Source organism: Mycobacterium sp. ELW1 (genome assembly GCF_008329905.1).
Classification (GTDB): domain Bacteria; phylum Actinomycetota; class Actinomycetes; order Mycobacteriales; family Mycobacteriaceae; genus Mycobacterium.
The window spans coordinates 2260572-2283276 of sequence record NZ_CP032155.1 but is presented as its reverse complement, the minus strand read 5'-3'; the positions used below and the strand labels follow the sequence as shown (position 1 = coordinate 2283276).

General features: G+C 66.1%; 23 protein-coding genes and 1 pseudogene. 10 read left to right on the top strand and 14 right to left on the bottom strand.

The window, feature by feature from the left end; all coding sequences use genetic code 11:
- The first annotated feature begins 250 nt into the window (after nucleotides 1-250).
- Nucleotides 251-2479 (top strand): SulP family inorganic anion transporter, encoded by a 2229-nt coding sequence (locus D3H54_RS10575; RefSeq protein WP_149378993.1) that lies wholly within the window; start codon nucleotides 251-253, stop codon nucleotides 2477-2479.
- Between the two features lie 148 nt (nucleotides 2480-2627).
- Nucleotides 2628-2861, top strand: coding sequence for a hypothetical protein (locus D3H54_RS10570; protein ID WP_149378992.1), 234 nt, complete (start codon nucleotides 2628-2630; stop codon nucleotides 2859-2861).
- Nucleotides 2862-2938: 77 nt separating this feature from the next.
- On the opposite strand, the gene hemW is transcribed toward D3H54_RS10570, so the two are convergent.
- Nucleotides 2939-4114 carry a radical SAM family heme chaperone HemW gene (hemW, locus tag D3H54_RS10565; protein WP_149378991.1) on the bottom strand — a complete coding sequence of 392 codons (1176 nt, stop codon included), beginning with the start codon at nucleotides 4112-4114 and terminating at the stop codon, nucleotides 2939-2941.
- Between the two features lie 84 nt (nucleotides 4115-4198).
- Between hemW and D3H54_RS32165 the strand changes: the two genes are divergently transcribed.
- From D3H54_RS32165 to D3H54_RS10550, 4 genes and pseudogenes are all read left to right on the top strand, one after another.
- A complete protein-coding gene (locus tag D3H54_RS32165) occupies nucleotides 4199-4300 on the top strand; it encodes an Ms4527A family Cys-rich leader peptide (RefSeq protein ID WP_353620050.1) in 102 nt (33 codons plus the stop codon).
- A 120-nt stretch (nucleotides 4301-4420) separates the two neighbouring features.
- A complete protein-coding gene (locus D3H54_RS10560; RefSeq protein WP_149378990.1) occupies nucleotides 4421-6091 on the top strand; it encodes a nitrite/sulfite reductase in 1671 nt (556 codons plus the stop codon).
- Nucleotides 6088-6801 carry a phosphoadenylyl-sulfate reductase gene (locus D3H54_RS10555; RefSeq protein WP_149378989.1) on the top strand — a complete coding sequence of 238 codons (714 nt, stop codon included), beginning with the start codon at nucleotides 6088-6090 and terminating at the stop codon, nucleotides 6799-6801. Before D3H54_RS10560 ends, D3H54_RS10555 begins: the two co-directional genes overlap by 4 nt.
- A pseudogene (locus tag D3H54_RS10550) lies at nucleotides 6780-7504 on the top strand (sirohydrochlorin chelatase). The gene D3H54_RS10555 and the pseudogene D3H54_RS10550 overlap by 22 nt, the downstream one beginning before the upstream one ends.
- Here the strand turns inward: D3H54_RS10550 and D3H54_RS10545 are convergent.
- The 6 genes from D3H54_RS10545 to D3H54_RS10525 form a co-directional block, all read right to left on the bottom strand.
- Nucleotides 7501-8523: a sulfate/molybdate ABC transporter ATP-binding protein gene (locus D3H54_RS10545; RefSeq protein WP_149378988.1), complete on the bottom strand. Its 1023-nt coding sequence runs from the start codon at nucleotides 8521-8523 to the stop codon at nucleotides 7501-7503. The pseudogene D3H54_RS10550 and the gene D3H54_RS10545 overlap by 4 nt on opposite strands.
- Nucleotides 8524-8544: 21 nt before the next feature.
- Nucleotides 8545-9357, bottom strand: coding sequence for a sulfate ABC transporter permease subunit CysW (cysW, locus tag D3H54_RS10540; RefSeq protein ID WP_149378987.1), 813 nt, complete (start codon nucleotides 9355-9357; stop codon nucleotides 8545-8547).
- Nucleotides 9354-10235, bottom strand: a complete 882-nt coding sequence (gene cysT, locus D3H54_RS10535; RefSeq protein WP_210419670.1) for a sulfate ABC transporter permease subunit CysT — start codon at nucleotides 10233-10235, stop codon at nucleotides 9354-9356. Before cysT ends, cysW begins: the two co-directional genes overlap by 4 nt.
- A complete protein-coding gene (locus D3H54_RS10530) occupies nucleotides 10232-11272 on the bottom strand; it encodes a sulfate ABC transporter substrate-binding protein (protein WP_149378986.1) in 1041 nt (346 codons plus the stop codon). Before D3H54_RS10530 ends, cysT begins: the two co-directional genes overlap by 4 nt.
- A 122-nt stretch (nucleotides 11273-11394) precedes the next feature.
- The gene (locus tag D3H54_RS32160; RefSeq protein ID WP_353620049.1) at nucleotides 11395-11487 is read right to left on the bottom strand and encodes an Ms4533A family Cys-rich leader peptide; all 93 of its coding nucleotides are present in this window, start codon (nucleotides 11485-11487) and stop codon (nucleotides 11395-11397) included.
- A gap of 127 nt (nucleotides 11488-11614) precedes the next feature.
- Entirely contained in the window at nucleotides 11615-11809 is a 195-nt protein-coding gene (locus tag D3H54_RS10525) for a hypothetical protein (RefSeq protein WP_149378985.1), read from the bottom strand.
- 151 nt (nucleotides 11810-11960) lie between these two features.
- On the opposite strand from D3H54_RS10525, the gene D3H54_RS10520 reads away from it, so the two are divergent.
- A complete protein-coding gene (locus tag D3H54_RS10520) occupies nucleotides 11961-13931 on the top strand; it encodes a glycoside hydrolase family 15 protein (RefSeq protein ID WP_149383458.1) in 1971 nt (656 codons plus the stop codon).
- Nucleotides 13932-13967: 36 nt separating this feature from the next.
- On the opposite strand, the gene D3H54_RS10515 is transcribed toward D3H54_RS10520, so the two are convergent.
- Nucleotides 13968-14396, bottom strand: a complete 429-nt coding sequence (locus tag D3H54_RS10515; protein ID WP_149378984.1) for a MarR family winged helix-turn-helix transcriptional regulator — start codon at nucleotides 14394-14396, stop codon at nucleotides 13968-13970.
- A gap of 70 nt (nucleotides 14397-14466) precedes the next feature.
- Between D3H54_RS10515 and D3H54_RS10510 the strand changes: the two genes are divergently transcribed.
- Nucleotides 14467-15696 carry a multidrug effflux MFS transporter gene (locus tag D3H54_RS10510; protein WP_149378983.1) on the top strand — a complete coding sequence of 410 codons (1230 nt, stop codon included), beginning with the start codon at nucleotides 14467-14469 and terminating at the stop codon, nucleotides 15694-15696.
- On the opposite strand, the gene D3H54_RS10505 is transcribed toward D3H54_RS10510, so the two are convergent.
- A complete protein-coding gene (locus D3H54_RS10505) occupies nucleotides 15671-16657 on the bottom strand; it encodes an IS481 family transposase (protein ID WP_149378248.1) in 987 nt (328 codons plus the stop codon). The two genes, D3H54_RS10510 and D3H54_RS10505, sit on opposite strands and share 26 nt — an antisense overlap.
- Nucleotides 16658-16766: 109 nt before the next feature.
- Complete coding sequence (locus D3H54_RS10500) at nucleotides 16767-17765, bottom strand: isopenicillin N synthase family dioxygenase (RefSeq protein ID WP_149378982.1); 999 nt, start codon at nucleotides 17763-17765, stop codon at nucleotides 16767-16769.
- Between the two features lie 100 nt (nucleotides 17766-17865).
- Between D3H54_RS10500 and D3H54_RS10495 the strand changes: the two genes are divergently transcribed.
- Complete coding sequence (locus D3H54_RS10495; RefSeq protein ID WP_149378981.1) at nucleotides 17866-18153, top strand: ANTAR domain-containing protein; 288 nt, start codon at nucleotides 17866-17868, stop codon at nucleotides 18151-18153.
- A gap of 11 nt (nucleotides 18154-18164) precedes the next feature.
- Here D3H54_RS10495 and D3H54_RS10490 read toward each other — a convergent pair whose 3' ends face one another.
- From D3H54_RS10490 to lepA, 3 genes are all read right to left on the bottom strand, one after another.
- On the bottom strand, nucleotides 18165-18866 hold the full coding sequence (locus D3H54_RS10490; protein ID WP_149378980.1) for a sensor domain-containing protein: 702 nt from the start codon (nucleotides 18864-18866) through the stop codon (nucleotides 18165-18167).
- 48 nt (nucleotides 18867-18914) lie between these two features.
- On the bottom strand, nucleotides 18915-19601 hold the full coding sequence (locus tag D3H54_RS10485) for a sensor domain-containing protein (RefSeq protein ID WP_286199202.1): 687 nt from the start codon (nucleotides 19599-19601) through the stop codon (nucleotides 18915-18917).
- A gap of 71 nt (nucleotides 19602-19672) precedes the next feature.
- Nucleotides 19673-21658: a translation elongation factor 4 gene (gene lepA / locus D3H54_RS10480; RefSeq protein WP_432246583.1), complete on the bottom strand. Its 1986-nt coding sequence runs from the start codon at nucleotides 21656-21658 to the stop codon at nucleotides 19673-19675.
- Between lepA and D3H54_RS10475 the strand changes: the two genes are divergently transcribed.
- Nucleotides 21647-22243: a type II toxin-antitoxin system PemK/MazF family toxin gene (locus D3H54_RS10475; protein WP_149378978.1), complete on the top strand. Its 597-nt coding sequence runs from the start codon at nucleotides 21647-21649 to the stop codon at nucleotides 22241-22243. The genes lepA and D3H54_RS10475 overlap by 12 nt on opposite strands.
- Here the strand turns inward: D3H54_RS10475 and D3H54_RS10470 are convergent.
- Nucleotides 22240-22674 (bottom strand): CBS domain-containing protein, encoded by a 435-nt coding sequence (locus D3H54_RS10470; protein WP_149378977.1) that lies wholly within the window; start codon nucleotides 22672-22674, stop codon nucleotides 22240-22242. The two genes, D3H54_RS10475 and D3H54_RS10470, sit on opposite strands and share 4 nt — an antisense overlap.
- Between the last annotated feature and the right edge of the window lie 31 nt (nucleotides 22675-22705).

Genomic DNA, 22705 nt, shown 5'->3' with positions numbered 1-22705 from the left:
CAATGATCTGTTAGACGCGACACATTTTGGTCACAACTCGACCGCGCAGAGTGTCCGCAGATATGGATCCCATATGGATTCCTTGAAGAGGGTCTGTCACCACACCTACTGTCGCGCTTACGAATTCGTTTCGCTTCAGCGACACAATTCGTGAATCGACTGTCAATTAATAGATCTCGCATACGCAGACAGGAGTCTGGCCTTGCAGCGTTCAACCGCGCCACTTGAGGGTTCTGCTGACCCGGGCAGGATGTCCACCCTCCTGCGGTACGACCTACCGGCCTCGCTGGTGGTCTTCCTGGTGGCTTTACCACTGTCCCTGGGTATCGCCATCGCCTCTGACGCACCGGTGCTGGCGGGGCTGATCGCCGCGATCGTCGGCGGCGTGGTGGCCGGCGCCCTGGGCGGATCGCCGCTCCAGGTCAGCGGTCCTGCCGCCGGACTGACGGTGATCGTCGCGGGCCTGGTGGCCGAATTCGGCTGGGCCGTGACCTGCGCCATCACCGTCTGCGCCGGCATCCTCCAGGTACTGCTGGGAGTCAGCCGGGTGGGCCGCGCAGCGCTGGCGATCTCGCCGATGGTGGTGCACGCCATGCTGGCCGGCATCGGCGTCACGATCGCACTTCAGCAGGTCCACGTCCTGCTGGGCGGCAGCTCCGAGAGTTCGGCCTGGCGCAACATCACCGAGCTACCCGGCCAGCTGCTCGCCGCCGATCAGGCCGGGCTGGCCGTCGGGCTGCTGGTGATCGGGATCCTGGTGAGCTGGCGCTGGGTGCCCGCGAAGATTCGCAAGGTGCCCGGGCCGCTGGTCGCGATCGTCGTCGCCAGCGCCGTGTCGGTGCTGTTCGCGATGAACGTGCCGCGCATCCAGCTCAACGGTTCACTGCTCGACGCTCTCAAGCCGCCGGGCCTGCCGGAAGGCAACTGGGGTGCGTTCGCGACGGGCGTAATCACCGTCGCACTCATCGCCAGCGTCGAGAGCCTGCTCACCGCGGTCGCCGTGGACCGCATGCAGGACGGCCCGCGGTCGAACCTGAACCGCGAACTGGTGGGCCAGGGCGCCGCCAACGTCGTCTCGGGTGCGATCGGCGGACTTCCCATCACGGGTGTGATCGTGCGCAGCTCGGCCAACGTGACCGCTGGCGCCAAGACCCGCGCATCAGCGATGTTGCACGGCGTATGGGTTCTGGTCTTCGCACTGCCGTTCGCCGGGTTGGCCCAGCAGATCCCGACCGCGGCACTGGCGGGCTTGCTGATCGTCATCGGCATTCAGCTGGTCAAGCTCAGCCACATCAAGACAGCACGCCGAACCGGCGATATCGCGGTCTATCTGGTGACGATCACCGGGGTGGTCTTCCTCAACCTGCTCGAAGGTGTCCTGCTCGGGCTGGCGCTGGCGGTCGCGCTGACCGTCTGGCGGGTGGCGCGCGCCAGGATCCATGCCCAGCCTGCCGATGACGAGGACGACGACAACGACGATTGGCGCGTCGCCGTCGAAGGGTCGGCGACGTTCCTGTCCCTGCCGCAGCTGCACAAGACGTTGGCGTCGGTGCCCCCCGGTGTGCGCGTCACACTGGAGATTTCGGTCGACTTCATCGACCACGCCGCACACCAGGTGATCGAGGACTGGCAGCGGCAGCACGAGGCGTCCGGCGGCAGTGTGCTGATCCAGGAAGTCGGCTCCGTCGAGCTGAGCAGCGCGCTGGACGGCCCGCCGCAGCGCGCCTTCGGCATGATCGACAAGCGGCTCGGCATCGTGCCGTGGAGTTCGTGGCAGGACCCGCTGGCCACCAACGGCCACGAACGGCGCGACACCCCACCCCAGTCCGTTCTCGACGGCCTCGAGGTGTACCACCGCAGGACCGCTCCCCAAATACGGCCGCACATGGAGAAATTGGCGCACGCCAACACGGCCGAGACGCTGTTCATCACGTGCACCGACGCCCGGATCGTGCCCAATGCGATCACCAGCAGCGGGCCGGGTGACCTGTTCACCGTGCGCAACGTCGGCAACCTGGTCCCCGCCGATCAGCACGATCATTCCGTGGAAGCGGCGATCGCCTTCGCGGTCGGCAGATTGAACGTGTCATCGATTGTGGTATGCGGCCATTCCGCCTGCAGCGCAATGCATGCCGCGTTGCGGGAACAGGGCGTCACGACGCAGCACCCACCCGGCGAGGAGCACCTCCGGTCCTGGCTGAAGTACGCCCAGCCGGCCCTGGACGCCTTCGACGAGGGCCGGCACCCGATAGCGCAATCGGCCGCCGAGCAGGGCTTCAACACCGCCGACCAGCTGAGCATGGTCAGTGTTGCCGTCCAGGTCGAAACCCTGGTGCGTCACCCGCTGATCCGCGATCTGCACGAGCAGGGCCGACTGAAGGTCATCGGCCTGTTCTATGACATCGGCAGTGCCCAAGTTCTGCATGTCGAGCCGGCGTCGGCACTGTCGTTGCAGACCAACGGGATTGCGGTCCGATGATTGAGTTCAATTGGCCGTCAATAGATTTGACTCTGATATGAACTTCGTGACTGGCTCGCCCGCAGCACATAGAGTTGAGTTATCGGGAAGAATCAATGAAAACCTAATCCCCCCAAGGTTTCTCTCCCGGCAGAAGAAAGGACGATCAATGACGATCAAACTCCGCCACCTCGCCCCGCTCGTCGCCGCCGGTGCCGCGGCGCTGGCCGTCAGCCTCGCGCCGAGCGCCGGCGCGGCACCCAATCCGGTCGACTGCCTGGACAAGGGCGGCGCCACCATGTGCCAGAAGCAGGGCCACGCAAGGATCCACGCCACACCTCCTGCCACCTCGCCTCAGCAGGCGTTCGGGTTCAACGGAATCCCGATGTGGGTGCTGGGCTAACCGGCAGGCATGCCGGGCAAGGCCGCGGGATGTGCCTACCCCCCAAGGCTCCCCCGCGGCCTTGCCGTGTCCGGCCCTCAGTCGTCGAGGAGGTCGCGCACCACGGCATCGGCCAGCAGCCGGCCGCGGTCGGTGAGCAGCAACCGCTCTCCGGCCCGCGTCAGCAGCCCGTCGTCCACCGCCCGGCCCGCACGCGACTGTTCGGATTCCGTCAGCACGGCAACCGGCAACCCGGCGCGCAACCTGATTCCCAACAGCACGTTCTCGATGTGGCGGGCCTCGGCATCGAGGCGCTCGAAATCTGCCACCGGCAGCCGCCCGTCAGCCAGCAGTTCGGCGTAAGCGTTGGGGTGCTTGACGTTCCACCATCGGGTATCGCCGACGAACCCGTGGGCTCCGGGACCCGCACCCCACCACTGCCCGCCGTTCCAGTAGCCGATGTTGTGCCGGCACTCACCGCCGGGACGACTCCAATTGGACACCTCGTACCAAGTCAGCCCCGCCGCCGCCAGCCGCTGGTCGAGCAATTCGTAGCGGTGCGCGAGCACGTCGTCGTCGGGCGCCTCGATCTCGCCGCGGCGCACCCGCCGAGCCAGCGCCGTACCGTCCTCGACCACCAACGCGTACGCCGAGATGTGGTCGACGCCGGCGGTCAGCGCGGCGTCGACCGAACGCGCCAAATCGTCATCGGACTCCCCCGGCGTGCCGTAGATGAGGTCGATGTTGACGTGCTCGAAGCCGGCCGCCATCGCCTCGGCCGCGGCCTGCAACGGCCGCCCCGGCGAGTGCGTCCGGTCCAGCACCGCCAGCACCCGGCGCGCGGTCGACTGCATGCCCAACGACACCCGGGTGTAGCCGGCGGCGCGGATCTCGGCGAAGAAGGCCGGTGACGTCGACTCCGGGTTGGCCTCGGTGGTCACCTCCGCCTGTGCGGCCAGCGTGAAATTGGCGCGGATGGCGTCGAGCACCTCGCCCAATCCCGAGCCACCGAGCAACGACGGGGTGCCACCGCCGACGAAGACCGTGTCGACGGACACCTCGCCGAGCAGCGTGGCGGTCAACTCCAGTTCGGAGCGCAGCGCGGTCAGCCAGCCCTGCGGCGAGGCGCCGCCGAGCTCGGCAGCGGTGTACGTATTGAAGTCGCAGTACCCGCACCGGGTAGCGCAGAACGGCACATGGACATAGATGCCGAACGCCGTGCCGGGCGTCAGGGCGAGTTCCGGTAGGGCGGCCGGTGCGGGACGGACCGACATCGCTCCAGTGTCGCAGAGTCGACTTTTGCTCACCGCGAGCCAAAATTTGGCCCGGTTAGAGCTATCGAAGCTCTTCGTGGCAGAATGGCCCGCATGTCCGCCCCCCAGAACCTGCGCCGTGTGGCACTGGTGGCTCGGCGGCATGTGGATTTCAAGCGCGTCTGTACCTGTTGTTGTCTGGCTTGACGCCGTAGACCCGCCCACCTGTACTTCAGCTGGCCGACCGGATCTGCGCCGCCGGAAACAGCTCACCGGTGGATTCGCGCGATTCGAACGCCAGCTCCTTGACATCGAGGAGCACATTTCATGACCCAGCCGACCAAGGCCGCGGCGAAGACACGCAGTGAGGGCCAGTGGGCCCTGGGTGAGCGCGAGCCGCTCAATCCCAACGAGCAGTTCAAGAAGGAAGACGACGCGCTCAACGTCCGGGACCGCATCGAGAACATCTACGCCAAGCAGGGCTTCGAGAGCATCGACAAGACCGACCTGCGCGGCCGCATGCGCTGGTGGGGCCTCTACACCCAGCGCAAGCCGGGCTATGACGGCACCTGGACCGGTGATGAGAACACCGACATGCTCGAGGACCAGTTCTTCATGCTGCGGGTGCGCAGCGACGGTGGCGCCCTGACCACCGCCGCGCTGCGGACCCTCGGCGGCATTTCGACCGAGTTCGCCCGCGATACCGCCGATATCAGCGACCGCGAGAACGTGCAGTACCACTGGATCCAGGTCGAGGACATGCCGGAGATCTGGCGCCGCCTCGACGAGGTTGGCCTGCAGACCACCGAGGCGTGCGGCGACTGCCCTCGCGTGGTGTTGGGCTCGCCGCTGGCGGGAGAGTCGCTCGACGAGGTGATCGACGGCACACCCGCGATCAACGAGATCGTGAAGCGCTACATCGGCAAGAAGGAGTACTCGAACCTTCCGCGCAAGTTCAAGACCGCCATCAGCGGCCTGCAGGACGTGGTGCACGAGGTCAACGATGTCGCCTTCATCGGGGTCAATCACCCCGAGCACGGTCCCGGTTTCGACCTGTGGGTCGGCGGCGGTCTGTCCACCAATCCGATGCTCGGACAGCGCGTCGGCGCGTGGGTGCCGCTGGACGAGGTGCCCGACGTCTGGGAGGCCGTGGTCAGTGTGTTCCGCGACTACGGCTACCGGCGGCTGCGCGCCAAAGCCCGGCTGAAGTTCCTGATCAAGGACTGGGGCGTCGAAAAATTCCGCGAAGTTCTCGAAACGGAGTACCTGAAGCGGCCCCTGATCGACGGACCCGCCCCCGAACCTGTCGTCCGCCCGATCGACCACGTCGGTGTGCAACGGCTCAAGAACGGACTCAACGCTGTCGGGGTGGCACCGATCGCCGGACGCGTCTCGGGCACCATCCTCACGAAGGTCGCCGACCTGGCTGAGGCCGCAGGCTCCAATCGGGTCCGGTTCACGCCGTACCAGAAACTGATCGTCCTCGACGTTCCCGACGACAAGCTGGACGAGCTTCGCAGTGGGCTCGATGCGCTCGGCCTGCCGTCGACTCCGTCACACTGGCGACGAAACCTGATGGCCTGCACAGGAATCGAGTTCTGCAAGCTGAGCTTCGCCGAGACCCGGGTGCGCGCTCAGAGCCTGGTGCCCGACCTGGAGAAGCGGCTCGAGGACATCAACGCCCAGCTCGACGTCCCGGTCACGGTCAACATCAACGGCTGCCCCAACTCGTGCGCGCGCATCCAGATCGCCGACATCGGCTTCAAAGGCCAGATGATCGACGACGGCAACGGCCCGGAGGAAGGTTTCCAGGTTCATCTGGGCGGCAGCCTGGGCCTGGACAGCGGTTTCGGCCGCAAACTGCGCCAGCACAAGGTCACCAGCACCGAGCTCGGCGACTACATCGAGCGGGTGGTGCGCAACTTCGTGAAACAAAGAAGCGACGGCGAGCGTTTCGCCCAGTGGGTTGTACGGGCACAGGAAGAAGAGTTGCGATGAGTATTGGGGTGGACAGGGTGACTGAGGCCGAGCTGCGGGAGCTTGCAGAACGTGGCGCAGCCGAACTCGACGGCGCCAGTGCGCTCGAGCTGCTGGCCTGGACCGACAAACACTTCGGCGGTGACTACGTCGTCGCCTCCAACATGCAGGACGCGGTGCTGGTCGACATGGCATCGAAGGTGCGCCCCGGCGTCGACGTGCTGTTCCTCGACACCGGCTACCACTTCGCCGAGACGATCGGTACCCGCGACGCGGTCGAGGCGGTGTACGACATCCACGTCGTCAATGTCACTCCCGAGCACAGCGTGACCCAGCAAGATCAGCTGCTGGGCAAGGACCTGTTCGCCAGCAATCCGGGCGAATGCTGCCGGTTGCGCAAGGTGGTCCCGCTGAGCAAGGCGCTGGGCGGATACGCCGCCTGGGTCACCGGCATCCGGCGCGTCGAGGCACCCACTCGCGCGAACGCACCGCTGATCAGCTTCGACGAAGGCTTCAAGCTGGTGAAGATCAACCCGCTGGCCGCGTGGAGCGATGAGGACATGGACGCCTATATCCAGGCCAATGGCGTTCTGGTGAATCCGCTTGTCGAGGAAGGCTATCCGTCGATCGGTTGCGCGCCGTGCACGGCCAAGCCGATCGAGGGCGCCGACCCGCGCAGCGGACGCTGGCAGGGCCTGGCGAAAACCGAATGCGGGCTTCACGTTTCGTGACGCTCATCCTCACCGCGCACGGCAGCGCCGATCCACGGTCGGCGGTCATTACGTATGCGGTGGCCGAGAATATTCGCGAGCTACGACCTGATCTCGATGTGCGCGTGGCATTCTGCGAGAAGCACGCCCCCAATCTGAGTGATGTTCTGCGAGCACTCGACGGGCCGGCCGTCGTCGTCCCGCTGCTGTTGGCGAGCGCCTACCACGCCCGCGTCGACATCCCGGCGATGATCGCCGACACCGGCGCCGACGTGATCCAGGCCGACACCCTCGGCGAGGATCCGCGTCTACTGATGGCCATGCGGGAACGCTTGGCGGAGCATCAGATTCATCAATTCGAGCGCGGCCTCGGCGTGCTGGTGGTGGCGGTGGGATCCTCCCATGCCGCCGCCAACGCCCGCACCGCGGCGCTCGCCGACACGTTGGGACATGGGACCCGGTGGTCGGGCGTTCAGGTCGCCTACGCCACCGGTCCCCAGCCGTCGGTACAACACGGCATTGACCTGCTGCGGGCGCGCGCGGCGCGCGGCGGATTGTCGTGGCGCCGTGGTTCATCGCGCCGGGCCGCATCACCGACCGGGTGGCCGCAATCGCCGATGCCGAAGGCCTGTCCATGGTCGCGCCGCTGGGCGCGCATCGGCTGGTGGCCGAGACGGTGCTCGACCGATTCGATATCGCGGTCGCGAACCGGGTCGCCGCCTAACTGGCCGCGACCTGAACCTCACCGGCGATCGGCGGAACCCGGGTGGCCCGCACATACACCGTGTCGCCCTCTTTCAACCCCAGTGCCTCGGCATCGCCGCGAGTGATCTGCGCAGTGAACGGGGCGCCGTTGGTGGCGCTGGTCAATTCGACGCGCACCTCGAAGCCCAAGTACACAACCCGGTCGATTGTGGCACGGGTGACTCCGGTCGACTCGGCCGTGCCGTCGCCCGCCGCGATCGCCATCTCCGGGTTACGGCCCACTCGAATATCGTGCGGGCGCACCAGGATTCCGTTGAGCGAGGACACAGTGCCGAGGAAGGACATCACGAACGCGTTGGCCGGGCCGTCGTAGACGTCGGTCGGCGAGCCGACCTGTTCGATGCGTCCCTTGTTGAGCACAGCGATCCGGTCGGCGACGTCGAGGGCCTCAGCCTGGTCGTGGGTGACGAGCACCGTCGTGACATGTACCTCGTCGTGCAGCCGGCGCAGCCAGGTCCGCAGATCCTCGCGGACCTTCGCGTCCAGCGCGCCGAAGGGTTCGTCGAGCAGGAGCACCTCGGGGTCGACGGCCAACGCCCGCGCGAGCGCCATCCGCTGGCGCTGACCACCGGAAAGCTGGTTGGGATAACGGGTTTGGAAGCCGGCCAGACCGACGACCTCGAGCAAGTCGTCGACCTTTGCTTTGACCTCGGCTTTCGGCTTCTTGCGGATCTTGAGTCCGAACGCCACGTTGTCTCGCACCGTCAGGTGCTTGAACGCGGCATAGTGCTGGAACACGAAGCCGATTCCACGCCGCTGCGGGGGCACGTTGGTGACGTCGCGCCCGTTGATGGTGATGGTGCCGGTGTCGGGCTGATCCAGTCCGGCGATGGCGCGCAGTAGCGTCGATTTCCCGGAGCCGCTGGGGCCGAGCAGCGCTGTCAACGACCCGGCCGGTACCACGAAATCGACGTTGTCGAGGGCGGCGAAATCGCCGTACCGCTTGTTGGCCCCGGTGACGGTGATGGCATTGGTCATAAGAGTCGTTCTCCTAGGGGATTACTCGCTCGCCTTGGCCCGTCGTGCGTCCAGGATCACCTGGACGACCAGGACCAGTACCGCGACGGCCATCAACAGTGTCGAGACGGCGTAGGCGCCGTATTCGGCACCACGGCTGTAGCGGTCGGAGACCAGCAGGGTCAGGGTTTGTGATGTGCCGGGCAGATTGGAGGACACCATGATCACCGCGCCGTACTCACCGAGCGTGCGGGCGACGGTCAGCACAATGCCGTAGGTCAGACCCCAGCGAATCGACGGCAGGGTGATCCGCCAGAACGTCTGCCACCAGCTGGATCCCAGGGTGGCCGCCGCCTGCTCCTGATCGGTGCCGAGCTCGTGCAGAACGGGCTCGACCTCGCGGATCACGAACGGAACGGTGACGAAGATGCTGGCCAGCACGATGCCCGGGAAGCCGAAGATGATCTGCAGACCGAGGTTGTTCTCGACGAACCCGAACAATCCGGCACTGCCCCACAACAGGATCAGCGCCACACCCACGACCACCGGCGACACCGCGAACGGAAGGTCGATGACGGCCTGCAGCGCCGACTTGCCACGGAACTTGTTGCGCGCGAGCACCAGCGCGGTCGGGACCCCGAAGATCACGTTGAGCGGCACCACGATCGCCACCACCAGCAGTGACAGCTGCAGTGCCGAGATCGCGGCGGGCGTGGTGATGGACGCGACAAACGCACCGAAGCCGGGCGCGAAGGTCCGCCACAGGATCAGACCGACGGGTACGAGCACCAGCACCAGGATGTAGGCCAGCGCTAGGTAGCGGGTGAGATAGCGCACCAGCGGAGACAGGATCATGCCGACAGCTCCTCCCGCTTGGCGGCGCGCGAACCGATCGCGCGCAGGATGAACAAGACGATGAACGAGAGAATCAGCAGCACAATCGAAATGGCGGCCGCGCCGGTGCGATCGTCGTTCTCGATCAGCGTGCGGATCCACTGCGAGGAGACTTCGGTCTCTCCCGGTACCGCGCCGCCGATCAGGACCACCGAGCCGAACTCGCCGATCGCACGGGAGAACGCCAGCCCGGCACCGGACAGCAGCGACGGCAGCAACGCCGGCAGGATCACCTTGGTGAAGATGACGAAGTTGGTCGCGCCCAGCGATGCGGCGGCTTCCTCGACTTCGCGGTCGAGTTCGAGGAGCACGGGCTGAACCGAGCGCACCACAAAGGGCAGCGTGACAAACAGGAGGGCAACGCCCACGCCCCATTTGGTGTGCTGCAGGTGCAGGTCGATCGGACTGTTGGGCCCGTAGAGCGCCAGCATGACCAGGCTCGCCACGATCGTGGGCAGTGCGAACGGCAAGTCGATCACCGCGTCGACCAGTCGCTTGCCGGCGAAGTCGTCGCGGGTGAGCACCCAGGCGACCAGCAGCCCGAACACCGCGTTGACGAGGGTGACGCCGATGGAGATCGTCAGCGTCACCTTGAACGACTCCAGCGCAGCGTTGGAGGTGACGGTCACCCAGAAGGCGTGCCAGCCGCCCTTGGCCGACTGCCAGACGATCGCGGCCAGCGGCAGCAGGACGATGACGCTCAGCCAGATCGACGCGGCACCGACCCGCAGGCTCGTGGTGCCATGCCTGCGGGCCAGGAAGCCGGACGGCCCGCCCGGCTCACTCGGGGTGAGCTCGGGCCGGACCGCCTGAGGATTTGGCTCGATAGCTGCTGTCATCCAGTGGCCTGCTTGTAGATCTTCGTAATGGTGCCATTGTCCTTGTCGAACAGTGCCGGATCCACCTTGCTCCAGCCACCGAGATCGGCAATCGTCCAGAGCTTCTGCGGCGTCGGGAAGTCGGTGGCGAAGTCAGCGGCCACCGCCGGATCGACGGGACGGAAACCGGCCTGTGCCCAGATCTTCTGACCTTCCGGGGTGAACAGGTAGTTGTTCAGCGCGGTTGCCTTGTCCAGGTGGGCGCTGGTGGTCACCACCGCCACCGGGTTCTCGATCTTGAACGTCTGCGGCGGGTTGACGTGCTCGACGGGCTTGCCCTGCCGCTCGGTGTTGATCGCCTCGTTCTCGTAGCTGATCAGCACATCGCCGGTGCCCTGCAGGAACACGTCGGTGGCCTCGCGGCCGGATCCCGGACGGGTCTTGACGTGCTCGGTCACCAGCTTGGTGACGAAGTCCAGGCCGGCTTGCTCGTCCTGGCCGCCGTTGCTCTTGGCGGCGTAGGGCGCCAACAGGTTCCACTTGGCCGATCCTGAACTCAGCGGGCTCGGGGTGACCACCTCGATACCGGGCTGCAGCAGGTCGTCCCAGTCCTTGATGTTCTTCGGGTTGCCCTTGCGGACGACCAGCGACACGACCGAACCGAACGGGATGCCCTTGGTGGTGGACTTGTTCCAGTCGGCGGCCACCTTGTTCGCCTTGACCAGGCGGGTGACGTCGGGCTCGACGGAGAAGTTCACGATGTCGGCCGGCTTGCCGTCGACCACACCACGCGACTGGTCACCGGAGGCGCCGTAGGAGGTCGTCACTGCGACACCCTTGCCCTCCGGGGTTGCGGCGAACGCCGGGATGATCTTGCTCCAGCCGGGCTCGGGCACGGCGTACGCGACCAGGGTGAGGGTGGTGTCAGCCTTCGGCTGGTTTCCGCCACCGGCGACGTCGCTCGAACCGCCGCCACCGCACGCGGCGAGCACCGTTGCGGTCGTCGCCAACGCCACGGCGGTACTCCACCGGCGACCGGGAAGGTGAATCTTGGGCATTGCTTGCCTTTCTCATTGCGGGTTACGGGCGAATCGAGCCCCGTCGCAACGGAATGGCGATGTTGGACAACAAAATGTCAACGACCATCACCGACACCAGACCGCGGACGGGCATAACGGTGTCAGCGACAACATGCAACATCAGCAACGGCCAACGGGCCAACGGCAATGAGGGCCAAAATATGGCCCTCGCCGTAACCGGTCGCCAAATGCATGGCGCGAAGCTTAACAGAGTTCCGGTGGACGACCAGCGGAGGTATCAGCGGTTGACCAGCCACAGCACGATGATCAAAACCAGCAGGGCCACCAGGGCGAGCGTGACGCGTGATCGTGGCATTCCCGTCACTCCTGCCGCCGGTCAGCGTGACGCACCCGGCGCACCAGCCGCATGCCGTTGCCGAGGAGCGCATCGATCACTATCGCGATGGCATAGGCGAGCAGCAGAACGACGGGCATCACGATGATGGTCTGAACAACGAAACCCAGCCCGGACAACCACAGTTCGACGCCGTCCCACCAGCTCAGCACTCCCTGCATTGCTCCAGCGTAGGCGGTGCCTGCCTGCGGGTCTTTGCCGCGGTAACAGCAAAGCCACGGATCGGGGCATAAGTAGACGGCAACAGGGTCGGCGTTCGATGATGTCCAGATGGTCCTCCAAGCCCAGCCAGCCGGTGAGAACACCGACGCCGTGCGCGTCCAGGCGCCCGCACCGTTGTCCGTGACCGCCCCGGTGCCCTATGCCTCGCCGGCTGCGCTGCGCAACCCGTTCCCGCCGATCGCGGACTACGGCTTCCTCTCCGACTGCGAGAACACCTGCCTGATCTCGTCGGCGGGCGCCGTCGAGTGGCTGTGCGTTCCCCGGCCCGACTCCCCCAGCGTTTTCGGAGCGATCCTGGACCGCGGCGCCGGGCACTTCCGGCTGGGCCCCTACGGGGTGTCGGTTCCGGCAGCCCGCCGCTATCTGCCCGGCAGCCTCATCCTGGAGACCACCTGGCAGACGCACACCGGCTGGCTGATCGTGCGTGAAGCACTCGTGATGGGCCCCTGGCACGACATCGAAACCCGGTCGCGGACGCACCGGCGCACACCGATGGACTGGGATGCCGAGCACATCCTGCTGCGCACGGTGCGCTGTGTGAGCGGCACGGTCGAGGTGGTGATGAACTGCGAGCCGTCCTTCGACTACGGCCGCGTCAATGCCGCCTGGGAGTACTCGGCCAATGCCTACGGCGAGGCGATCGCCCGGGCCAGGACGGATCCCGACGCGAATCCCACGCTGCGGCTGACCACGAACCTGCGCATCGGCCTCGAGGGCCGCGAAGCCCGCGCCCGCACCCGCCTCAAAGAAGGCGACAACGTCTTCGTCGCACTGTCCTGGTCCAAGCACCCGGCGCCGCAGACTTACGAAGAAGCCGCGGACAAGATGTGGCAGACCAGCGAGGCGTGGCGGCAGTGGATCAACATCGGCGATTTCCCGGACCATCCGTGGCGGTCGTATCTGCAGCGCAGCGCGCTCACCCTCAAGGGTCTGACGTACTCACCGACCGGCGCGCTACTGGCCGCCTCCACCACGTCGCTGCCGGAAACGCCTCAGGGCGAACGCAACTGGGACTACCGCTACGCCTGGGTGCGGGACTCGACGTTCGCGTTGTGGGGCCTCTACACCCTCGGCCTGGACCGCGAGGCCGACGACTTCTTTGCCTTCATCGCCGACGTATCGGGCGCCAACAATGGCGAACGTCACCCGCTGCAGGTGATGTATGCCGTCGGCGGGGAACGCGAACTGGTCGAAGAGGAACTGCACCACCTGTCCGGCTACGACAACGCCCGGCCGGTGCGCATCGGCAACGGCGCCTACAACCAGATGCAGCACGACATCTGGGGCACCATGCTGGACTCGGTGTATCTGCACGCCAAGTCGCGTGAGCAGATCTCCGATCAGCTCTGGCCGGTGCTCAAGGAGCAGGTCGAAGAGGCGATCAAACACTGGAAGGAACCCGACCGGGGCATCTGGGAGGTGCGCGGCGAACCGCAGCACTTCACCTCGTCGAAGGTGATGTGCTGGGTGGCGCTGGATCGCGGCTCGAAGCTGGCCGAACTGGTCGGCGAGAAGAGCTACGCGCAGCAATGGCGGGCGATCGCCGAGGAGATCAAAGCCGACATCCTGACGCACGGCGTCGACGACCGCGGGGTGCTCACCCAGCGCTACGGCGACGACGCCCTGGACGCGTCACTGCTGTTGGTGCCGTTGGTACGGTTCCTGCCGTCGGACGACCCGCGGGTGCGGGCCACGGTGCTGGCGATCGCCGACGAGCTCACCGAAGACGGGCTGGTGCTGCGCTACCGCGTCGAGGAGACCGACGATGGCCTGTCCGGCGAGGAGGGGTCGTTCACGATCTGCTCGTTCTGGCTGGTGTCTGCGCTGGTCGAGGTCGGCGAGGTCAGCCGGGCCCGGCATCTGTGCGAGCGGTTGCTGTCCTTTGCCAGCCCGCTGCATCTGTATGCCGAGGAGATCGAACCGCGCACCGGTCGGCACCTGGGCAACTTCCCGCAGGCGTTCACCCACCTGGCGCTGATCAACGCCGTGGTGCACGTGATCCGCGCCGAGGAAGAGGCCGACAGCACCGGGGTGTTCCAGCCGGCCAACGCCCCCATGTAGGCGGATGGCCTACAGATGGGCAGATGTACGCGGCGCTCACCCCAGCCGGTCGGCCATCAGAGCCGCCTCGACCCGTTCGAGGAGAGTCTTGGCGGCCATCGCACCCTGCCGATCTCCTCGTAGACCGCTTTCCATCAGCTGGGCCCATTGCCGCCGTAGGCGCTTGAGGTTGTCGGCGGCCCGGTCGGTCGGATACAGATTCACGCCGCGGGCGTCGTGCGGATCGGCGCGGCGTTCGACGAAACCCCGGTTCTCCAGGCTTTTGAGCGCGGTGGACATATTGCTGCGCTGCAGGCCGGTTGCCCGGGCGAGGTCGCTGGGCGTGACGCCCGGATGGTGGTCGATATGGCGCATCACGTGCGCTTCCGACGCCGTCAACTCGACCACATCGGCGTAATCACCGAGCTTGAGCTCCCGTGCCACTCCGATGATCGCCTCGGCGAGATCGGCCAACTCACCATCCATGGACAAATCCTAGCGCATTAGTTATTCTTTGATAGTTATTTCTTCATAACTATCAAGATGAGGTTCTTCCATGACGACCGCCACCCGGGACGACCAGACCCACGAGACCGCGATCTCGCCGTGGCTACTGGTGGTACTCGCCCTGCTCAGTGCGGTCGCACCGGTGGCCACCGACCTCTATCTGCCCGCCTTCCCCGAAATGACTGCCGAACTGCAGGCCAGCGCCACGGCCGTGCAGCTGACCCTGACGGCGTTCCTGCTCGGGCTGACGTTCGGGCAATTGCTGTTCGGCCCCCTGTCTGATCGGCTCGGCCGGCGCAACCCGCTGATCGTCGGCGCGCTGCTATGCGTGCTGGCCAGCGTCGTCGCCGCCACCGCCCCGAACATCGCCATCCTCATCGCGGCCCGGTTCGCTCAGGGCTTCACCGGCGCCGCGGGCATGGTCATCGGTCGCGCGGTGATCTCCGACCTCGCCGTCGGCAAGAGCGCCGGGCGGGCGTTCAGCTTGATGATGATCGTCGGCGGCGTGGCGCCGGTGGTCGCACCGTTCGCCGGCGGACTGCTGGTCGGCCCGGTCGGCTGGCGCGGCATCCTCTGGGTGGTCTGCGGCCTCACGGTGGCCATGCTGGTCGCAACCGTGGCCGTGGTGCGCGAGTCACACCCCGCTCATCGCCGAGCCGAACTGAAAGCTGATGCTGCGCAGGGCATCTCACCGTGGACAGCACTACGATCCCGGGCCTATATCGCCAACACGCTGGCCTTCGCATTCGGCTTCTCCGTGATGATGGCCTACATCTCGGCCTCACCGTTCGTCTACCAGGTGATGGTCGGGCTCACCCCGACGCAGTACGGCGTCGCGTTCGGCATCAACGCACTGGGCATCGTCAGCGTCAGCGCGCTGTCGGCGCGGCTGAACCAGCGAATCGCCACCGCGAAGCTGCTGGGTGTGGGCCTGGGCCTGACCATGGCCGCCACGCTGGTCCTCCTCGGCCTGGTCCTCACCGGGGCACCGGCATGGTTGATTCCCATCCCGATCTTCGTGGCCGTCGCATCCCAGGGCCTGATCCTCGGCAATGCCACCGCGCTGGCCCTGGCCGCCGTCCCCCGCGCGGCCGGCACGGGGTCGGCCGGCCTCGGCGCGCTGCAATTCGGACTCGGCGCCGCCGTCTCACCGCTGGTCAGCCTGGGCGGGGAGCACACCGCCCTGCCGCTGGCAATCGTGATGGTGACGCTGGCGGTGCTGGCGTTGGCTGCCTTCCTCGTCGGCCGCCGGGCTAGCTGTACTGACCTGAGAGGTTAGGTACGCGGGTGGCGGGTGGTTGGCCGCCGAGTGCGGTGTGGCCGCGATGGTGATTGTAGGTATGCAGCCAGCGAGGGAACTCCGCGCACCGTTCGGCGTCGCTGGTGTAGAGCCGCGCATATGCCCATTCATCGGCAAGGGTTCGGTGGAATCGCTCCACCTTGCCGTTCGTCTGGGGTCGATAGGGTTTGGTTCGACGATGTTCGATCTGCCCGAGTGCATCTCGGAATGAGTGGGATCGGTAACAGGAGCCGTTGTCTGTCAACACTTTCCGTACGGTGAAGCCGCATGCGTTGAACCATTCGTTAGCCCTTTGCCAGAAGTCAGCAGCTGTGTCTTTGCGTTCGTCGATTAGCAGTTCGGAGTAGGCCAGCCGGGAGTGAGCGTCGATGGCGGTGTGCAAGAAGTGATAACCACGCCGCCCGGAACGGTCGCTGCCAGTTCCTATGCTTCTGTCCTTGCGGGAGTGATGATTTCCTGCGCTGCGGCCCAACATGCGCCATCCGCCGCCAGCCGGGATCTTGCCTACCTTCTTGACATCGACATGCACCAGGTCGCCGGGGCTGGCTGACTCCATCCGCCGGATAACTCGCCCGGTGGGCCGGTCCAGCCACCGCAGCTTGGCTAGGCCGTAGCGCCTCAACACGTTGTGGACAGTCGAGACATTCAGTCCCAGCAGATAAGCAATGCGAGCCGGTCCCCAACGTCGAAGTACTCGGACTTTAATGATGCGCCGCTCGGTGCGTGTGGGGGTTTGATTAGGGCTGTGATGTGGGCGTGAGCTGCGGTCGGCCATGCCGGCTTCGCCTAGTTCGCGGTAGCGGCGGGCCCAGCGCGCAGCGGTAGTGACCGCAACCTGGAACCGCTCGGCCGCCCGTCGCAGCGTCCAGCCATCCTCGACAACGCAACGTGCCAGCCGCAGACGACCGGTTTCGGACAAGGGGGCATTACGGTGGACCATGAAGACCTCCGGAGTGAGTTGGTGCGTTCCTTAAGCAGCTCGCACTTCACTCGGAGGTCTTCGTCATGTCACTACGCCACGCCGTACTTAACGTCCGTGGTCAGTACAGCTAGCTGACCAACGGCCGAAAGGCCGGGCCGACGAGATCGGCGTGATGCAGCGCTGCGACGTCGGGGTGGGCACGCGTGCGCGACTTCCAGGCGTTCTCGCCGTAGGTGTCGAAGATCGGGTTGTCCGGATCGGCTGTCACCCCGCGCGATCGGGTCGCCAGTTCGGGCGGCAGGGCGATGATCGGGATCGTGGCATCCAGTGCCGGGTTGACGAAATACGGAATCGACACCCGATCGGTGCCGGGCCGCGGCGACACGACGCGATGCCGAGTGGCACGCAGGTATCCCCCCGTGGCCACCTCGAGCAACTCGCCGATGTTGACCACGAATGCACCCGCCATCGGTGGTACATCGAGCCACTGCCCGTCGGCCAGTTCCACCTGCAACCCGGTCGAGTCCGGCTCGAGCAGCAACAACGTCAGCACCCCGGAATCCTTGTGTGCGCCAACGCCTTGCACGTAGTCGTCACGCCCCGGGTAGTGAACGACCTTGATCAGAGTGGCGGGCCTGTCGGCGAATGCGGCATCGAAGGTCGATTCGGCAGCGCCCAGCGAGACAGCCCACTGCCGCAGCAACCGCAAGCCCACCTCGGACAGCGCCGCGTCCCAGCGTTCGAAGGCGGCGCGGAACCCCTCCGGCCTGGTCGGCCACAAGTTGGGCCCCTGAAGTCGCCAATAACCGCTCGCCCCATCGATGGCGGGGCGTTCGGGCCCGATATCGATCTGCTCGCGCCAGTCCATCGTGCCATTGGTCAGCTCTCCCCCGGCCCGCGAATAACCGCGGAACTGGGGGCTTTTCAGCTGGCTGACCTCATTCTTAACCTCCAGCGGAAGCGCGAAGAACGCCCGCGCCAGCGCCAGCACCTCGTCGACCTGAGCATCGGACACCCCGTGCCCGACCAGATAGAAGAACCCGATGCCGTGCGCGGCCTCACGCAGCCGGGAACGAAACCCCGTGGGATCGCGCTCGGCATCGGTCAGGTCGAGTACGGGAAGCACGAGAGCCATTGTGCGGCAGTGCCCGGTGGGCGTGCCACCTCAGGATCACGATGCTCCGATGTCTTGTCCGAGGTGGCCTGCGCTGCGGAACATCACTGCCATGAACCATCGCCCCGGCGAAACGCCCCGTCGTGTCATCGATCTGGCCACCGGCATTCTGGTGGGTCTGCGAGGGTGTTCGGAGCGCGACGCATTCGCCGAACTCGTGGCCGTCGTACATCGGACCGGTGTCGGAATCGGCAGCATCGCCCGAGCATTGGTGGCGATCGCCGGATCGCCGGGCGACTCGGTGCCCTTCGAGGCGGAGGCCTTCGACGCGTGGGCTGATCTGCTCGCCGCGCGGGCGAACCTCTTCGAGCCGAATCTGGGTGCTGCACATCGATTTTGAGAAGGCGGCGGTTACTTCTTTGCCGCGTTCTTGACCATATCCGCAGCGATGGCCCTGGCTTCGTCGGCGATGGAATTACTACACGCCCAGGCTTCGACAACCACGTTGGACGCTGAGGTCAGTGCGTGCTGGCAGCCCCATCCGCCGGCGTTGCGCTGGGTGGAGACCTGGGTCAGGATGTCGCCACTCACATCCGCAGTGTCGATCTTCCAGGTCGAGTGCACGTCGGAATTGTCGATGTCGATCGATGTGCCGCCGCACTTCTGCCACGTGGTGCGGGACTTCTCGACAAACGCCGTCGCCTTCGCGGTCGACGGGTACAGCACCGCGATCTGCTCGACCCAGTGCGCATTATCGGTCGTGGGTTCCTGGAGCACCTGGTCGCGGACCGCGGACCAGTCGCTGCCCTGGTAGACCATCTGTTCGGCGCCGTAGATCGCCCCGAGGCAGTCGACGTCCGACACTCCGTCGGAGTTGTCGCTCATGTTCTGCGAGGACGCGGTCATCCGGATTCCGGTGGCACCCATGATGCCGTTGACCTCACCCGGGGTGAGCAGCACCCGGTCGAGGTCGGACTCCGTGAGGGTGGGGACGTCGAAGGACGCGGGGCCGGCGCTCTGGCCGCGCAGCGCCGTTCCCCCGACGGTGGACTCACATCCGGACAGCAGCGCGCTGAACAGGACGGCGGCGCAGAACACGGGCACGCGGCTCACGCACGATATTGTGCCCCCGGTGGCCCGATCGGGTGGCTCAACTACGGATCATCGTCCGTGGGTGACCTTGTCCAGCATGGTTCCGGCCAAGCTCACGGCGCGGCCCGAAGGCCGCCGCTGGCCGCCGGTGACCGCAGCGTCCACGTCGACCACGCAATCGGCCGCCATCCCGATGGCCCGCTCGGTGGGGAACGACGCGTCCGACTGGTTGTCGGAGTTGATCACCGTCGCCGACAACACCGGACCATCGACCCTCACGTCGGTGACCTTCTGACGCATCTCGGCGCCGGCCGGGCCGGGCAGAGCGGAGCGCACCGTTTTGCCTTCGCATGCCTTCCATTGGCTGACGAATGCACCGAACATCCGTTGCGCTTCGGCATCGGATGCAAATTGGACGACACCGGCGTCCACGCTGGAAACGGTTTGGCCGCCACCGAAGTTCGAGAACTCCTGCCAGGCGGCCCGGCGCACGTCACCCACCTCGTACACCACGCGCATGAAGGGCGTGGCAGGTCCAAGACAGTCGATGGGATCGGCGGCGGCGTTGTCGCGAATTCCGTTGGGCAGGACATCGATCCCACCGACGGTTGGAGGTTCGCTGTCGGACAACGGATTTCCCGCTGCCCGGCTGACCTCCGCACCAGTGGGCAACACCTCGGCGAGATCACGCAGGACAACGCTCTGGTCCTGGCGCGCCGCAGAACCGTCGACCGTGCTCGCACAGCCCGTGAGCACGGCGATACCGACTACGGCACCAGCAATCGATCGCCCCCGAACGACATGATGGTCGCGTGTGATGAAATCCCCTACTTCTTTGCCTTGTCGCCGGCCTTGTCGCCGCCGTCGGTGGACAGCGCGGCGACGAAAGCCTCCTGAGGCACGTCGACCCGCCCGATGGTCTTCATCCGCTTCTTGCCCTCTTTCTGCTTCTCCAGCAGCTTGCGCTTACGGGTGATGTCACCGCCGTAGCACTTCGCGAGCACGTCTTTGCGGATCGCCCGGATGTTCTCGCGGGCAATGATTTTCGATCCGACAGCAGCCTGCACCGGCACCTCGAACTGCTGGCGCGGGATCAGCTCCTTGAGCTTGGTGGTCATCTTGTTGCCGTACGCCTGGGCCGAATCCTTGTGCACGATCGCGCTGAACGCATCGACGGCCTCACCCTGCAGCAGGATGTCCACCTTGACCAGCGCGGCTTCCTGCTCGCCGGACTCCTCGTAGTCCAGGCTGGCATAGCCGCGGGTACGCGATTTCAGCGAATCGAAGAAGTCGAAAATGATCTCGCCCAGCGGCATCGTGTAGCGCAGCTCGACACGTTCGGGCGACAGATAGTCCATGCCACCGAGTTCGCCGCGCCGCGACTGGCACAACTCCATGATGGTGCCGATGAACTCGCTCGGCGAGATGATGGTGGTCTTCACCACCGGCTCGTAGACCTCGCGGACCTTGCCCTCCGGCCAGTCCGACGGGTTGGTCACGATGAGTTCGCTGCCGTCGTCCTTGATCACCCGGTACACGACGTTCGGCGAGGTGGAGATCAGGTCGAGGTCGAACTCGCGCTCGAGACGTTCCCGGGTGATCTCCATGTGCAGCAAACCGAGGAAGCCGCAGCGGAACCCGAAGCCCAGCGCCACCGACGTCTCCGGCTCGTAGGTCAGCGCCGCATCGTTGAGCTGCAGCTTGTCCAGGGCCTCACGAAGGTTCGGGTAGTCGGAGCCGTCGACCGGATACAGGCCGGAATAGACCATCGGTTTGGGTTCACGATAGCCGGTCAGCGCCTCGGTGGCGCCGTGCCGGGCCGTCGTCACCGTGTCACCGACCTTGGACTGACGGACGTCCTTCACCCCGGTGATGAGGTAGCCGACCTCGCCGACGCCCAGGCCGTCACTGGGTTTTGGTTCGGGCGAGACGATGCCGACCTCGAGCAGTTCGTGCGTGGCGCCGGTGGACATCATCTTGATCCGCTCGCGCGGGTTGAGCTTGCCATCGACCACTCGGACATACGTCACGACGCCGCGATAGATGTCGTAGACCGAGTCGAAGATCATCGCCCGCGCGGGAGCGTCGGCGTCCCCGACCGGTGCGGGGATCAGCCGGACCACCTCGTCGAGAAGCGAGGCGACACCCTCACCGGTCTTGCCGGACACCCGCAGCACGTCATCGGGCTCGCAGCCGATGATGTGGGCGATCTCGCCGGCATACCGATCGGGGTCGGCAGCGGGCAGGTCGATCTTGTTGAGCACCGGGATGATCGTCAGATCGCGGTCCAGCGCCAGGTAGAGGTTGGCCAGCGTCTGCGCCTCGATGCCCTGCGCGGCGTCCACCAGCAGCACCGCACCCTCGCAGGCCTCCAGCGCGCGCGACACCTCGTAGGTGAAATCAACGTGGCCCGGGGTGTCGATCAGGTGCAGGACGTAATCGGTGTCCCCCACTTTCCAGGGCAGCCGCACGTTCTGCGCCTTGATCGTGATGCCGCGTTCGCGCTCGATGTCCATCCGGTCGAGGTACTGGGCGCGCATGTCGCGGTCGGCGACCACACCGGTGATGCCGAGCATCCGGTCGGCGAGTGTGGACTTCCCATGATCGATGTGCGCGATGATGCAGAAGTTCCGAATCTGCGCCGGCGCGGTGAACGTCTTGTCGGCGAAGCTGCTGATGGGAATCTCCTGGTCGGGTGGTGCTTCGAGGGGGCCCTCGGGTGTCTCCAGCGTATCGAGTAGGGCCCGGCCGGACACAATCGCGCGCCGCGGGGCTCTTTCGATCCGCCTATGCTCATCAGAATGGCGTCGCAGTGGAGGACGTTTCAGAGACTCGCGGAGCACCTCGTTTTCAACGAGGCGCCCAAGTTCATTCGGCAGTTGCCGATCGCGCAGGCGGTGCCGCGGACCATCCAGCAGGGCCTCAAGCTGGGCCTCGACGTTCTGGTGGCCAGCGCAACCCAGATAGACCAACCTGCCGCCATCACCGCGGGACGGCCGGTGACCGACAACAGTGTCCCGACCGCGCACCGCGCCCGTCGGCTGGTCTATGCGCCCGATCTCGACGGTCGGGCCGACCCGGGCGAGGTGGTCTGGACCTGGGTGGTCTACGAGGACGACCCGACCAAGGGCAAAGACCGCCCGGTGCTGGTGGTCGGCCGGGACCGCCGGACGCTGCTCGGGCTGATGCTGTCCAGCCAGGCCCACCACGCCGAGGACCGCAACTGGATGGCGATCGGCGCAGGCGGCTGGGATTACGACGGCCGCCCCAGCTGGGTGCGCCTCGACCGGGTGCTCGACGTTCCCGAGGAGGGCATCCGCCGCGAGGGCGCGATCCTGGATCAGCCGACCTTCGAACTGGTCGCAGCGCGGCTGCGCGCGGAATACTCCTGGAGCTAGCCGCCCTGCGTGATGTAGGCCTGCAGATGCTCCTGCTCGGCCTGCAGCTGCTCCATCCGGTTCTTCACCACGTCCCCGATGCTGACGATGCCCACCAGTCGCCCGCCCTGCATCACCGGCACATGCCGAACCCGGTTGTTGGTCATCAGCGCGCTCAGGTCGTCGATCTGGTCGTCGGGTGAGCACGTCACCAGGACCTTGCTCATGATGTCGGCGACCGCGCTGCGGAGCAGGTCGGGGCCGTGATCGTGCAGCGTGCGCACGACGTCGCGCTCCGAGACGATGCCCACCACGCCGCCGTCGGGCCCGACGACGACCATCGCACCGATGTTGTGGATGACCAGCTCAGCCAGCAGGCCGGTGACCGTCGTGGTCTCGGTGACCGTGGCCACCGTCGTGCCCTTACTGCGAAGGATGTCGGCGATACGCATCGCCACCCCACCGTCGTGCCTTACTGCGAAG